11 protein-coding genes and 7 tRNA genes are annotated in these 14,179 nt (G+C 64.2%); 3 read left to right on the top strand and 15 right to left on the bottom strand.

Annotated features, from left to right (window positions below; all coding sequences use genetic code 11):
- The first annotated feature begins 112 nt into the window (after nt 1-112).
- Nucleotides 113-997 carry a helix-turn-helix transcriptional regulator gene (locus U5775_RS11085; protein ID WP_322058189.1) on the top strand — a complete coding sequence of 295 codons (885 nt, stop codon included), beginning with the start codon at nt 113-115 and terminating at the stop codon, nt 995-997.
- Between the two features lie 80 nt (nt 998-1,077).
- Here the strand turns inward: U5775_RS11085 and U5775_RS11090 are convergent, their stop codons facing one another.
- The 9 genes from U5775_RS11090 to gltX form a co-directional block, all read right to left on the bottom strand.
- Nucleotides 1,078-1,542, bottom strand: a complete 465-nt coding sequence (locus U5775_RS11090; protein ID WP_322058190.1) for a GNAT family N-acetyltransferase — start codon at nt 1,540-1,542, stop codon at nt 1,078-1,080.
- Nucleotides 1,543-1,699: 157 nt separating this feature from the next.
- Nucleotides 1,700-1,776, bottom strand: a tRNA-Asp gene (locus U5775_RS11095).
- Nucleotides 1,777-1,859: 83 nt separating this feature from the next.
- Nucleotides 1,860-1,935 (bottom strand) — tRNA-Glu (locus U5775_RS11100).
- A gap of 56 nt (nt 1,936-1,991) precedes the next feature.
- A tRNA-Asp gene (locus tag U5775_RS11105) sits at nt 1,992-2,068 on the bottom strand.
- 81 nt (nt 2,069-2,149) lie between these two features.
- A tRNA-Glu gene (locus U5775_RS11110) sits at nt 2,150-2,225 on the bottom strand.
- 68 nt (nt 2,226-2,293) lie between these two features.
- A tRNA-Asp gene (locus U5775_RS11115) sits at nt 2,294-2,370 on the bottom strand.
- An 87-nt stretch (nt 2,371-2,457) separates the two neighbouring features.
- Nucleotides 2,458-2,533: transfer RNA gene (locus U5775_RS11120), tRNA-Glu, on the bottom strand.
- A 45-nt stretch (nt 2,534-2,578) separates the two neighbouring features.
- Nucleotides 2,579-2,654 (bottom strand) — tRNA-Ala (locus U5775_RS11125).
- Between the two features lie 248 nt (nt 2,655-2,902).
- Complete coding sequence (gene gltX / locus U5775_RS11130) at nt 2,903-4,324, bottom strand: glutamate--tRNA ligase (RefSeq protein ID WP_322058191.1); 1,422 nt, start codon at nt 4,322-4,324, stop codon at nt 2,903-2,905.
- Nucleotides 4,325-4,930: 606 nt separating this feature from the next.
- Between gltX and U5775_RS11135 the strand changes: the two genes are divergently transcribed.
- On the top strand, nt 4,931-5,896 hold the full coding sequence (locus U5775_RS11135; RefSeq protein WP_322058349.1) for a patatin-like phospholipase family protein: 966 nt from the start codon (nt 4,931-4,933) through the stop codon (nt 5,894-5,896).
- Nucleotides 5,897-5,974: 78 nt separating this feature from the next.
- Here U5775_RS11135 and U5775_RS11140 read toward each other — a convergent pair whose 3' ends face one another.
- From U5775_RS11140 to U5775_RS11160, 5 genes are all read right to left on the bottom strand, one after another.
- Complete coding sequence (locus tag U5775_RS11140) at nt 5,975-6,679, bottom strand: C40 family peptidase (protein WP_322058192.1); 705 nt, start codon at nt 6,677-6,679, stop codon at nt 5,975-5,977.
- A gap of 160 nt (nt 6,680-6,839) precedes the next feature.
- Nucleotides 6,840-8,474, bottom strand: a complete 1,635-nt coding sequence (locus U5775_RS11145) for a dipeptide ABC transporter ATP-binding protein (protein ID WP_322058193.1) — start codon at nt 8,472-8,474, stop codon at nt 6,840-6,842.
- Nucleotides 8,471-9,577, bottom strand: coding sequence for an ABC transporter permease (locus U5775_RS11150; protein WP_322058194.1), 1,107 nt, complete (start codon nt 9,575-9,577; stop codon nt 8,471-8,473). The genes U5775_RS11145 and U5775_RS11150 overlap by 4 nt, the downstream gene beginning before the upstream one ends.
- A 1-nt stretch (nt 9,578) precedes the next feature.
- On the bottom strand, nt 9,579-10,616 hold the full coding sequence (locus U5775_RS11155) for a microcin C ABC transporter permease YejB (RefSeq protein ID WP_322058195.1): 1,038 nt from the start codon (nt 10,614-10,616) through the stop codon (nt 9,579-9,581).
- Nucleotides 10,617-10,636: 20 nt separating this feature from the next.
- The gene (locus U5775_RS11160) at nt 10,637-12,571 is read right to left on the bottom strand and encodes an extracellular solute-binding protein (RefSeq protein WP_322058196.1); all 1,935 of its coding nucleotides are present in this window, start codon (nt 12,569-12,571) and stop codon (nt 10,637-10,639) included.
- A gap of 109 nt (nt 12,572-12,680) precedes the next feature.
- Between U5775_RS11160 and fabI the strand changes: the two genes are divergently transcribed.
- A complete protein-coding gene (gene fabI / locus U5775_RS11165; protein WP_322058197.1) occupies nt 12,681-13,472 on the top strand; it encodes an enoyl-ACP reductase FabI in 792 nt (263 codons plus the stop codon).
- A gap of 151 nt (nt 13,473-13,623) precedes the next feature.
- On the opposite strand, the gene U5775_RS11170 is transcribed toward fabI, so the two are convergent.
- Entirely contained in the window at nt 13,624-13,959 is a 336-nt protein-coding gene (locus U5775_RS11170) for a hypothetical protein (RefSeq protein WP_322058198.1), read from the bottom strand.
- Between the last annotated feature and the right edge of the window lie 220 nt (nt 13,960-14,179).

A 14,179-nucleotide genomic window follows, 5' to 3' on the forward strand; every position in this document is an offset into this window, starting at 1 on the left:
CCAGCGATAAATCCGGCAGCATTATGCGCCTGCGCCCAAGCCGACGGGCACGTTCGCACGACGACATCCGCGCGCGCCTACAATGATGCGGTGAGCAACGCCCCGACCCGCCATGCCTTTCTCCTCGCCCGCCGCCACGCTTCCCGCCGAGCTCGCCGACATTCCGCCCGAATTCGAGCCGGCGCCCGCGCATCCCATCCGCGTACGCTCGCGGCCGATGGGCGCCGGCGTGCGCATCGCGCAGCATACGCACGCGTGGGCGCAGCTCGCCTATGCCTCGCGCGGGGTACTGCGCATGACCACGCCGGGTACGACGTGGATGGTCCCGCCTTCGCGGGCGATCTGGGTACCGCCGTTCATCACGCATGAGGTCGTGATCGTCGAGGACGCGTTCCTGCGCACGCTCTATGTCGATGCCTCGGTGATTCCGCCTGGGCTCGACGCATGCCGCGTGGTGGAGGTCTCCGGCCTGCTGCGCGAGGCGATCGCCGCGTTCGACGAGCGCGGCATCCGCCCCGCGCGCGAGCGCCTGCTGGGAGCCGTCGCGCTCGACGAGATCACGCGTTCGGCGCCGCTGCCGCTCTCCGTGCCGATGCCCGTGGAAAAGCGTCTGCGCTCGCTGTGCGAGGCGCTGCTCGCCGATCCGGCCGGCCCCGGCTCGCTCGAATACTGGGCCGCGCACGTGGGCGCGAGCACGCGCACGATCGCGCGGCTGTTCCGGCAGGAGCTCGGTGTGAGTTTTTCACAGTGGCGCCAGCAGGCGATCCTCGCGCGCGCGATTCCGCTGCTGAACCAGGGCAAGCCGATGGCCATCGTGGCGCAGGAGCTCGGCTACCAGAGCCAGAGCGCGTTTTCCGCGATGTTCCGGCGTGCGTTCGGCGAGAGCCCGCGCGCGTTCATTGCGCGAGGCACGGGCGAGCGCGAATACGACTCGCACGAAGAAGACGTGACGAACGACGTACCGATTCCGGCGGCGCCCATCGAATCAGCGCGGTAAGAGCGCGCGCCACGACGCCTGAACGCGCGCCCGATAGACGCAAGCGGGCTCTGCCACGGGGAATTGTTCGCGCAGATTCGTCAGACCTGCCGCGTCATATGACGGATCGAGCCGAGGCGCGCGAGGCGCGGCCCCGCCACGCGGTAACCCATGCGCAGATAGAGCCGCGCCGCGGGATTGTCGACGAACACGCGCAGCTGCAACTCGCGCAGCCCGCGCTCGCGCGCCCAGCGATGCGACATGTCGAGCAGGAAGGTCCCCGCGCCGTTGCCGCGATAGCCTTCGGCGATCTGCACGTCGCGGATGTGCAGCGAATCGCCCTCCTGGGTGACGCGCAGCACGCCGATGGCCTCGCCATCGAGTTCGAGGATGAAATTCTCCGATTCGCGGTAGCTGGCCAGAAAGAGATCGCCGCGCCAGATCAGATGATGGCGCTGGTAATAGCCGCCCATGTTCCGGCGCGTCAGCGACTCGGCGAACTCGAAGTCGTCCATGGTGGCGTGACGGAGCTGAAAGCGCGACGGGATGTCGTTCGGTGCGAACATGGCGGGCAACGCGGAAATTCGAAAGTTCCGACAACGCTACGATAACGCGCCCGCTCAGGCAATGGCCGTTTGTCCGTATCCGCGAGGATTGGAGAGGATTTGAAGGGGGAAGGAGAAATAGAAAAAGCCCGCTGGAACTTCCAGCGGGCTTTGATTCTGGCGGAGCGGACGGGACTCGAACCCGCGACCCCCGGCGTGACAGGCCGGTATTCTAACCGACTGAACTACCGCTCCAGTCCTGCTTTACTGCACCGGCGGTCGGTTAGAACCCGCTGGCGGCGTCGCCTTACTACTACTTGATGGCGCCACATTTTATTTGGCGTCCCCTAGGGGATTCGAACCCCTGTACTCACCGTGAAAGGGTGATGTCCTAGGCCTCTAGACGAAGGGGACAACACAGGCTTGCGCCTTGAACCACATGCCACCCGATACCCTGGGCAGATCGAATCTGGCGGAGCGGACGGGACTCGAACCCGCGACCCCCGGCGTGACAGGCCGGTATTCTAACCGACTGAACTACCGCTCCAGTCCTGCTTTACTGCACCGGCGGTCGGTTAGAACCCGCTGGCGGCGTCGCCTTACTACTTCTTTGGCGCCGCATTTTGTTTGGCGTCCCCTAGGGGATTCGAACCCCTGTACTCACCGTGAAAGGGTGATGTCCTAGGCCTCTAGACGAAGGGGACAACACAGGCTTACGCCTATAACACTTCAACTAAAAAGCCCGCTCACGGATTCTGAACGGGCTTCTATCTGGCGGAGCGGACGGGACTCGAACCCGCGACCCCCGGCGTGACAGGCCGGTATTCTAACCGACTGAACTACCGCTCCAGTTTCGACATACACAGATGGGCGTCGGTTGATTCCCACCTGCTGCCTCGCCGATATCATTACGATTTGCTCGACGACGCTCATGTCTGGCGTCCCCTAGGGGATTCGAACCCCTGTACTCACCGTGAAAGGGTGATGTCCTAGGCCTCTAGACGAAGGGGACATGATCTTTTCAGATAATGCCTTGCTACATACTACGTTGTTCTGTTGGTGGAGGTAAGCGGGATCGAACCGCTGACCTCTTGCATGCCATGCAAGCGCTCTCCCAGCTGAGCTATACCCCCTTGCAGAACAGAAGCGAGATTTTAAACATCAATTTCGCTTTCGTCAAGAGCGTTTTGAATCTTTTTTTCATCGCTTCGACGTTTTGGCGAAACATCGTTGCTCGATTCAAGCGCTCTTTGCGTGAAACTTGCTGCTGTTTCGCGCTCCGTGTTCAACGGAGCCCGAATACTACAAGAACTCTGTCCCCGACGCTAGTGCCAGAGCGAAAATTCTTCAAATATTTTTACGCACTCTCCTGGCCATGGATTCAAGCGCCCTTCGCGAGACCCTGCTCGATGCGGCTCACGACTGCATCGCGGCCGAACAGCGTAAGCACCGCGTCGATCGCCGGCGTATGCGTCGTGCCCGCCACGAACAGGCGCACCGGCATCGCGAGCTGCGGCATCTTGAGCTTGTGCGCGCCCAGCGTCGTCTTGAAGGCGGCCGAGATGGCCTCCTTGGTCCACTCCGCGCCCTTGAGCGCGACGACGAGATCGGCGAGCGCCGGACGCACCGCGCCGGTCACGTGCTGCGCGAGCGCGTCCGCTTCGGGCTGCGGCTCGCGATAGAACATCATGGCGCTCTCGGCGATCTCCTTGATCGTCGTCGCGCGGTCCTTGAAGAGCGCCACCACGCCGTCGAGCGACGGCCCCTTCGCGAGCGTCGCTTCATCTACGCCCAGCGCCGCGAAGAACGGCTTCGAGAGTTCGGCGAGACGCGCGTTGTCGACTTCCTTCAGGTAGTGGTTGTTGAGCCAGTTGAGCTTGTTGTGGTCGTACTGCGCCGGCGACTTGCCCAGATGGTCTAGGTCGAACCAGTCGACGAACTGCTCGCGCGTGAACACCTCGGCGTCGCCATGCGACCAGCCCAGACGCGCGAGGTAGTTCAGCACCGCTTCGGGCAGATAACCGGCGTCGCGATACCCCATCACGCTCATGGCGCCGTGACGTTTGCTCATCTTTTCGCCCTGCTCGTTGAGCACGGTCGGCAAGTGCGCATAGACGGGCGGCTCGGCGCCCAGCGCGCGCAGGATGTTGATCTGGCGCGGCGTGTTGTTCACGTGATCGTCGCCGCGGATCACGTGCGTGATCTTCATGTCGATGTCGTCGACCACGACGCAGAAGTTGTAGGTCGGCGTGCCGTCCGGGCGCGCGATCACGAGATCGTCGAGCTCCTCGTTCGAGATCTCCACGCGGCCCTTCACGGCGTCGTCCCATGCGACCACGCCCGTGAGCGGGTTACGGAAGCGCAGCACCGGCTGCACGCCTGCGGGCGGCGTGGGCAGCACCTTGCCCGGCTCGGGACGCCACGTGCCGTCGTAGCGCGGCTTCTCGCCGGCCTCGCGCTGGCGCTCGCGCAGCGCGTCGAGCTCCTCGGTCGACATGTAGCATGGGTAGACGAGGCCCTGGTCCTGCATCTCTTTGAGCACTTCGCGATAACGGTCCATGCGCTGCATCTGGTAGAACGGACCTTCGTCGAAATCGAGGCCGAGCCATTGCATGCCTTCGAGGATCGCGTCGACCGATTCGGTGGTCGAGCGCTCGAGGTCGGTGTCTTCGATCCGCAGCACGAAGGCGCCCTTGTTGTGGCGCGCGAACGCCCACGGGTAGAGCGCGGAACGGATGTTGCCGAGGTGGATGAAGCCGGTCGGGCTCGGCGCAAAGCGGGTACGGACGGGGGTCGTGGTCATGGGCGAATACTCGAGGACGATGCCGTCCGGCGACCGGCAGGCGCTGCGGCGTCAACGACACGGACGACGCAGCGGGCACATTCGGTCAGCGGCGGACAGCGAAGGTTCGCGACGCAGGCCGTCGTCCCGGCGATGCGTGCTCCGGGAGAGCACGGCACAGCGCGGCGCGGCAGGCGCAAAACGCGAACGGAAAACCGGGAAAATTAGAGACGGGATTATACCCGCCGCGCGGGCGTTCGGCCGCGCATGGGAGTGGGCGCGGGCGCAGCCACCGCGCGCTGCGTAGCGAAGCTTGCCGGATCGTGGTCGATTCCTGGCCGACTCGCGGTCCATTCATGGCCGATTCATGGCCGCCCCAAGGCCGACTCGCGACCGATCCATCGCCTCGGGCAACGGCGACACATCGCGTTACACGCACGAAGCGTGAGCGCGCACGGCTTTGCCTTATCATGTCGGCGCGCTGACGCCCTCGCCGGCGCCGCTCGCCCGTTGTGGCGGGCGGCAAGAACAAACGCGGCGCGCGCACGCCACACGAAAATCGCCTTCGCACGCGCCGCCTGGAGAAATTGCTTGAAACCCAGTTCGAAGCCGGACCCGAAACCGGACTTGAAGCCCGACCCGCAGTTGGACCGCAATCCGTCGCCACGTTCCTTGAGCCGCCGCCATTTCTCGCTTGCGGCCGCCTCCACCGTGCTCGCCGCCTGCACGACCGCAGGCACGCAGACCGCAGACAACAAGAGCGGCACGGCCGCCCCGCCGCCGCTCGCGAAAACGCCGCGGCCGATCCGCGTGGGCCTCGCGCTCGGCGGCGGCGCCGCGCGTGGCTTCGCGCATATCGGCGTGATCAAGGGGCTCGAGGCGCGCAACGTCCAGGTCGATCTGATCACCGGCACGAGCGCGGGCTCGGTGGTCGCGGCGCTCTACGCCTCGGGCATGAACGGCTTCGCGCTCAACAAGCTCGCGCTGACGATGGACGAAGCGTCGATCAGCGACTGGGCCATGCCGTTTCGCACGCGCGGCATTCTGCAAGGCGTGGCGCTGCAGAACTTCCTGAACACGACGCTGCACGACCGCCCGATCGAGAAGATGACGAGGCCGCTCGGCGTGGTCTCGACCGATCTGCGCACCGGTCAGCCGATCCTGTTCCAGCGCGGCAACACGGGCATTGCGGTGCGCGCCTCGTGCAGCATTCCGTCGATCTTCGAGCCGGTGCGCATCGCGGGCCACGAATACGTGGACGGCGGCCTCGTGAGCCCGGTGCCGGCCTCGTTCGCGCGCAAGATGGGCGCCGACTTCGTGATTGCCGTGGATATTTCGGCACGCCCCGAAACGGCGCCCACGCAGAGCCAGTTCGACGTGCTGATGCAGACCTTCACGATCATGGGTCAGTCGATCAAGAACTACGAACTCGAAAAATACGCCGACATCGTGATCCGGCCGAACCTCAACGCCATGTCGAGCAGCGACTTCACGCAACGTAACGCCGCGATACTCGCAGGCGAGGAAGCGGCGGCGAAAATCTTTCCCGAGCTCGAGCGCAAGCTGGCCGCCGCACGCATGGCGACGGCCTGAGCGACCAACCGAACGGCGGACCGAACGCAAAAAGCCTGCTTCAAAGAAGCAGGCTTTTTGTTGCGCCCTGGCTTGCGATCAGTTGCCGCTGTTGGCGTCGAACTGCGCGCTCACGCGCTGCTTGAGGTCTTGCTGCTGATCCGGCGTGAACGACGTTTCAATCCGGCGCGCACCCGTGAAGCGCTTTTCCCAGTAGCCGCTATCCAGATCGTCGACGCGGATCGTGCTGCCGGTGGACGGCGAGTGCACAAACTTGTTGTCGCCGATATAGATGCCCACGTGCGAGAACGTGCGGCGCATCGTATTGAAGAACACGAGGTCGCCGGGCTTGAGGTTGCTCATGCTCACCTTCTCGCCCACACGGCTCATTTCCTCGGCGCGGCGCGGCAGGTTCAGGCCGAGCGTGTCCTGGAACACGTAGCGCACGAAGCCGCTGCAGTCGAGACCCGAGTCCGGCGTGTTGCCGCCCCACCGGTAGCGCACGCCGATCATGTTCAGCGCGCCGACCACGACGTCGCCGGCCTTGCCCGCCATGCCGGAGAGAAATGACTTCGCACCGCCTTGGGCCGGAGCCGGTGCGGTGGTTTGAGTCGTGGTCGGGATCGCGGGTTGAACTGCGGAGAGCGACTGCGAATTCGCCGAATTGCTCGGCGAAAATGAGACGTTCTGATTAAAACTGCCTGCTTCGTCGGCGAACGCGCCGGGAGCTGCAGCCATCAGTGCGCCGATGAACATCCCGGCGACGACGCGCGTGCAAGCCTGGGTCAAGGATCGGTGCTGCATGGGTCGGAATAAATTGCCCGTAAATCAGGGAGTTAGAAGAAAAGTTTGGACGATACTAGCCAGTAAGTATTTGTGTGTCAAAACAAATAGAAAAAAACAATTACGATGGGCACCTCATTGGTGAATTTCACCAAAAAAGCCCCTTAAGTTCCGCGATCGTTCAGCGATCGAACGCGGCTTTCAACAACTTTCGCGTGTAAGGGTGGGTGGGGTCGTCAAAGATTTTTGTTACATCTCCAGTCTCGACGATCGCCCCGTTCTGCATCACCGCCACCCGATGCGCCATCGCCCCGATGACCTCGAGGTCGTGGCTGATGAAGACGTAGCCCAAGTTGTACTTGCGTTGCAAATCCGTCAACAATCGCAACACCTGTTGCTGGATCGAGACGTCGAGCGCGCTGGTGGGTTCGTCGAGCACAATCACGCGCGGTTCCAGCACGAGCGTGCGCGCAATGGCAATGCGCTGGCGCTGGCCGCCGGAAAACTCGTGCGGGTAGCGTTGCAGCGCCGTGCGATCGAGGCCCACTTCCCGCAACACGCCCACGACGCGCTTGCGGCGCTCCTCGACGGAAAGCTCGGGCCGGTGCAGCGCCAGCCCCTCCCCCACGATGCGCTCGATGGTTTGCCGCGGCGAAAGCGAACTGAACGGATCCTGAAAGACCACCTGCAGATGCGAGCGCAGCCCGAGCTTGTCGCGGCCCCGATAGCTCGCGAGCGGACGGCCCTGAAACTCGATTGCCCCGCCCGCGGTTCGTTGCAGACCCAACATCGCCATCGCCAGCGTCGATTTTCCCGACCCGGACTCGCCGACGATCCCGAGCGTCTCGCCCTGGCGCACCGAGACGCTCGCGTCGTCGACGGCACGAAAGCGGCCGCGCCGCCACCAGCCCGCAAAGCCGGACAGCTTCGTCGCGAAATCGACGCTCACGTCTTTCGCTTCGAGCAGCACCGGCGCGATCGGCAGCACCGGCAACACGTTGCGCTCGGGACGGCTGGCGATCAAGCGCTGCGTATAAGGATGCTGCGGCGTGGCGAAGATCTGCTCGACGGTCCCCGTCTCAACCAGCCTGCCCTTCTCCATTACCGCCACGCGCTGCGCGAAGCGGCGCACGAGATTCAGGTCGTGCGTGATGAGCAGCACCGACATGCCGCTGCCGGGCTTCGCCGCCTCCTCGCGCTGCAATTCGAGCAGCAGATCGACGATCTGCCCGCGAATCGTCACGTCGAGCGCCGTCGTGGGCTCGTCAGCCAGCAACAGGCGCGGGCGGCACGCGAGCGCCATCGCGATCATCACGCGCTGGCGCTGGCCGCCCGAAAGTTGATGCGGATAACTAAATAGACGCCGGCGCGGCTCGGGAATGCCGGTGCGCTCGAGCAGCCCCACTGCGCGCTCGTACGCCGCCTTCTTCGTCACGCCGTCGTGCAGCACGATGGTCTCCGCAATCTGCTCGCCAATCGTATAGAGCGGATTGAGGGCCGTCATCGGCTCCTGGAAGATCATCGCGATGTCGCTGCCGCGCAGGCCGCGCATCGCACGCTCGCTCTTCGCGAGCAGATCCTCGCCGTCAAGACGTATCGATCCCGAGATGCGCGCATCGCTCAGGAGCCGAAGGATCGCGAGCGCCGTCACGGTCTTGCCCGAGCCCGACTCGCCCACGAGTGCCACGCGCTCGCCGCGCCCGATGTCGAGCGCGATGTCGTCCACGGCGAGCGTCTCGCCAAAGCGCACGTTCAGATGCTCGATCGAGAGCAGCGGCGTGGCGCCCTTATCGATTTCACGCGGCAGCGCGCTCACTGATTGCCTCCAGCCTTCATCGCGTCGGAGATGCGCGTGTCGAGCGCGTTGCGCAGCGCGTCGCCCATGAACGTGAGCAGCAGCAAGGTGACGACAAGCACGCCGAACGTCGACATCGAAATCCACCAGGCGTCGAGATTACCCTTGCCCTCGGCGAGCAGTTCGCCGAGGCTCGGCGTGGGCGGCGGCACGCCGAGACCGAGAAAGTCGAGGCTCGTGAGCGCGAGGATCGAGCCGCTCATGCGAAACGGCAGGAAGGTGATGACGGGCGTGAGGCTGTTGGGCAGCACATGGCGCCAGATGATCTGCCAGTTCGAGAGGCCCATCGCGCGCGCGGCGAGCACGTAATCCTGATTGCGGTTGCGCAGGAACTCGGCGCGCACGTAGTCCGAGAGCCCGATCCAGCCGAACAGCGAGAGCAGCACGATCAGCAGGATGAAGCCCGGCTCGAAGATCGACGCGAAGATGATCAGCAGATAGAGCTCGGGCAGCGCGCTCCAGATCTCGATCAGCCGCTGCCCGATGATGTCGATGCGTCCGCCGAAGTAGCCCTGGAACGCGCCCGCCAGCACGCCGAGGAACGTGCCGATCGCGGTCAGCACGAGCGCGAACTCCACCGAAACTCGAAAGCCGTACAAGAGGCGCGCGAACAGGTCGCGCCCGCTCGCGTCGGTGCCGAGCCAGTTGTCGCGCGACGGCGGCGCCGGGTTCGGCACCTTCGAGAAATAATTGAGCGTGTCGTAGTAATACGGGTTCGGCGGATAAATTGCGAAGTTGCCGGGCGCGTCGAAGCGATGGCGAACGTACGGGTCGAGATAATCGGCGGGCGTCGGGAAATCGCCGCCGAAAGCCGTCTCCGGATAATCCTTGAAGAGCGGGAAATACAGATGCCCGTCGTAGCGTACGACGAGCGGCTTGTCGTTGCACCAGAGCGGACCTGCGAGGCTCGCCGCGAACGCGATCACGAAGACGATCAGGCTCCAGTAGCCAAGGCGCTGCTGCTTGAAGCGCAGCCACACCCGGCGCGCGGGCGTGGGCGACTTGAAGGCGCGCACGCTCTCGGTGCGCAGTTCGGGCTCGGCGCCGGCGCGGGCTCTGTTCAACTCAGCGCTCCAGGTGTTCGAATTGAATGCGGGGATCGACCCACACGTAGCAGAGATCGGAGATGAGCTTGGTCAGGAGCCCGATCAGCGTGAAGAGATAAAGCGTGCCGAGCACGACCGGATAGTCGCGCCGCACCACCGACTCATAGGACAGCAGGCCCAGGCCGTCGAGCGAGAACAGCGTCTCGATCAGCAGGCTGCCCGTGAAGAACGCGCCGATGAAGGCGGCCGGAAAGCCCACGACGAGCGGCAGCAGCGCGTTGCGGAATACGTGCTTCCAGAGCACGGTGCGCTCGGAGAGGCCCTTCGCGCGCGCGGTCAACACGTATTGGCGGCGGATCTCTTCGAGAAAGGCGTTCTTCGTGAGCATGGTCGTAACGGCGAAGCTGCCCACGACCGATGCCGTGACCGGCAGCGTGATGTGCCACAGATAGTCGAGAATCTTGCCGCCGAGCGAGAGCGTGTCCCAGTCGTCGGAGGTGAGATTGCGCAGCGGAAAGAGCTGCAGGAAAGTGCCGCCGCCGAACAGCACGAGCAGCAGCACGCCCAGCACGAAGCCCGGAATCGCATAGCCGATCAGCACGACGAGGCTCGTGACGAGATCGAAGCGCGAGCCGTTGCGCACCGCCTTCGCGATGCCCAGCGGCACCGATATCAGATAGGTGAGAAAGAAGGTCCACAAGCCGATGCTGATCGACACCGGCAGCTTGGAGACGATCAGCGACCACACGCTCTGATGATGGAAGTAGCTCTGCCCGAGATCGAAGCGCGCGAAGCGTCCGAGCATCAGGAAATAGCGCTGGAGCGGCGGTTTGTCGAAGCCGTAGAGCTGCTTGAGTTGCGCGATCTGCTGCGCGTCCACGCCCGAATGCGCGCGCATGCCGAACGGCATGCCCTGCTCCGCGCCACGCTTGAGCTCGCGCACCGCCTGCTCGACGGGACCGCCCGGCACGAACTGGATCACGGCGAAGGTCAGCGTGAGCACGCCGAGCAGCGTCGGGATCATCAGCAGCAGGCGTTTGACGATGTAGCTCCACATGATTTGCGCGTTCCGTCGATTCAGTGCTGCGGCTTGAACCACCACGTCGAAATGATCCAGTCGATCGCGCCATAGTACAGCGGCAGCTGCGCCGGATAAGCCAACGTGTTCCTGTACGCCACGCGGTGCGTCGCGCTGTACCACTGCGGCACCACATAGTAGCCGTGCATCAGCACCCGGTCGAGCGCATGCGTGGCGTCGAGCAATTGCTCGCGCGTCTGCGCGAGCATGAGCGCCTTGAGGATCGCGTCCACGGCCGGCGACTTCAGGCCGATCAGATTGCCCGAGCCCGGCTCACCCGCGGCCTTGCTGCCGAAGCGATCGAGCTGCTCGGCGCCCGGCACCTGCACGTCGGGGAACTTGATCGTCGTGATATCGAAGTCGAAGGCGTCGAGCCGCTTCTGATAGAGCGCGAAGTCGACCGACCGATAGTTCACGCGGATGCCGAGACGCGCCAGCGCCTGCGTGTACTGCGCCATGATCGGCGCCCATTGCGCGGAAGCGCTCGTATCGTCGAGCACCTCGAACTCGAACGGCTGACCTTGCGCGTTGCGCAGCGCGCCGTCGCGATAGGTCCAGCCCGCCTCGGCCAGCAGCGCGCGCGCCTTGAGCAGATTCGCGCGCAGCGAGCCGGGCGGATTGGTGTTCGGCTGAACGGGCGGCGCTCCGAACACGGTCGGGTCGAGCTGCTTGCGCCACGGATCGAGCAGCGCGAGCTCGCCTGCCGAAGGCAAGCCCTTCGCCTGCAGATCCGTATTCACGAACCAGCTGTCGATGCGCTTGTACTGGCTGTAGAACAGCATGCGGTTGAGCCACTGGAAGTCGAGCGCGAGATCGAGCGCCTCGCGCACGCGCACGTCCTCGAACATCGGCTTGCGCAGGTTGATCACGTAGCCCTGCATGCCGGTGCCGTTGTGCTGCGGGAACTCGCGCTTGACGAGCTCGCCGCTGTCAAACTTCTTGCCCACGTCGCGACGCACCCAGTTGCGCGCGACGTACTCGACGAGCGCGTCGTACTCGCCCGCCTTGAACGCCTCCAGACGCGCGACGTCGTCGGAATAGAGCTTGTAGACGATCTGCTCGAAGTTGTTGGAGCCCACGCGCACGGGAAGATCACGGCCCCAGTAGTTCGGATCGCGCTTGTAGGTGATCGTGCGGCCGTTCGAGTAACGCGCGATCACGTACGGGCCGCTGCCGATCGGCTCTTCGAATGCGAGCTGGTCGAACGCAATGCGCGAGCCGTCGGCGCGCAGTCCCCACTTGTGCGAGAACACCGGCATGCCGCCCGCGATGAGCGGCAACTCGCGGTTGTTGGTGCGGAACTCGAAGCGGATCGTGGCCGGATCGACCACCACGGCGCGCGTGATATCGCCGAAATACGCCTGCATCGATGGCGCCGCCTGGCGGCTCTTGAGCGTGTCGAGCGAGAATTTGACGTCGTCCGCGGTGACCGGATCGCCGTTCGAAAAATGCGCGCGCGGATTCAGATGAAACGTGACCGACAAGCGATCGGGCGCGATGCGGATATCGTCGGCGAGCAGGCCGTAGGCCGACGCCACCTCGTCCATGCTGCCCGTCGTCAGGCTCTCGAAAATCATGCCGAGGCCCGGCGCCGCGTTGCCGCGCATCGTGAACGGATTGAACTTGTCGAAGCTCGTCAGCCGGTCGGGATTCGCGAGCACCAGCGTGCCGCCCTTGGGCGCGTCGGGGTTCACGTAGTCGAAGTGCTTGAAGTCCGGCGGATACTTCGGCTCGCCGTATTGCGCGATCGCGTAGACCGCGTGCGCGGACGGCATCGCCGCGAATGCGAGGGCAAATGCAACACCCGCGGCCGCCAGCCCGCGCGCCGATGCGAACCGCGAGGCACGCCACGCGGCCCACGCCGCGCGCCGCCAGTCAGGAACCGTTGCCCCACGCGCCGCGCGCGTTCTCCTGCCTCGCGTTCCTGTCGTCATAGAAAGGGATTTGTCCGGGGTGCCGTGTCAATTGTGAGAGAATTCTACCCAAACCGCGCGGCGCCGCCTTTGCCGGCGCCCGGAGCATTAAACCTGTTCAGGAGAATTCATGGGCTTCCTCGCTGGCAAACGCATCTTGTTGACCGGCCTGCTGTCGAACCGCTCGATCGCGTACGGCATTGCGCAAGCATGCAAGCGCGAAGGCGCGGAACTGGCGTTCACCTATGTGGGCGAGCGCTTCAAGGACCGCATTACCGAATTCGCCGAGGAATTCGGCAGCAATCTCGTCTTCCCTTGCGATGTGGCCGACGACGCACAGATCGACGCGCTCTTCGCCGACCTCAAGCAGCACTGGGACACGCTCGACGGCCTCGTGCACTCGATCGGCTTCGCGCCGCGCGAAGCGATCGCGGGCGACTTCCTCGACGGCATGACGCGCGAAAATTTCCGCATCGCGCACGACATTTCGGCCTACAGCTTCCCGGCGCTCGCCAGGGCCGCGCAGCCGATGCTCAACGCGAATTCCTCGCTGCTCACCCTCACCTATCTCGGTGCCGAGCGCGCGATCCCGAACTACAACACGATGGGTCTCGCAAAGGCCTCGCTCGAAGCGAGCGTGCGTTATCTCGCAGTGTCGCTCGGCGCGAAGGGCGTGCGCGTCAACGGTATCTCGGCGGGCCCGATCAAGACGCTCGCGGCAAGCGGCATCAAGAGCTTCGGCAAGATCCTCGACTTCGTCGAGCACAATGCGCCGCTGCAACGTAACGTGACGATCGAGCAAGTCGGCAATACGGCCGCGTTCCTGCTCTCCGATCTCGCGGGCGGCGTGACGGCTGAAATCGTTCACGTCGATGCAGGCTTTAACGCCGTGGTCGGCGGCATGGCGGGTCTCGGCGAGTAACGCCGAACAGCATGCTGCACGCCTGCGCCTCGTTGCGCAGGCAACCGTAAAAGTAAAAAGCCGCCCGAGGGCGGCTTTTCTTTTGACCTTGTCCCGGCCTGTTCGCGCGCTTCGTCAAGCGTGACGCGCGCAAAGCGGGCTCGAAGCTGGCTTAGTGCCAGTGTCCCGGAGGACCGCCACGATCCCCATAGCCGCGGCCATAGCCGCCGTGATGGCGATACCAGTCGTTACGGTTCCAGTAGCGGCGGCCATCCCAGTAGCGGTCGCCGTGCCAGCCGATCACGATGGCCGGCGGCGCCGCATAGACAGGCGCGGGCTGATAGACCACGGGCGGAGGCGGCGGCGCGTAGACCGGCTGCGGAGCGACATAAACCGGGGCGGGAATACCGATGTTGACACCGACGCTCACGCCAGCCATAGCCGCACTCGACGCAGCACCGATAGCCAGGCCCCCGATCAGCATTGCAATAACACGAGCGAACTTCATGGACTCACCTTTTGGGGTTGATGTTTTGTTGAAGCCAATATAGCGCAAGCTCCCCAGCTAGCGTATTTCAACATTGTAATAACTGATGCACAAAACCACGGTGCGGTCATCGGTGTAACGTCTCGTTACACCCGTGCCCATCTGGCAATAACGCACGCGAGCATAGCATCGCCTGTATCGACGCGCAGACACGCCGATCCATTTAACTCATTTAATTCGA

Origin of the sequence: Paraburkholderia sp. J63 (genome assembly GCF_905220245.1) — a bacterium.
GTDB lineage: Bacteria > Pseudomonadota > Gammaproteobacteria > Burkholderiales > Burkholderiaceae > Paraburkholderia.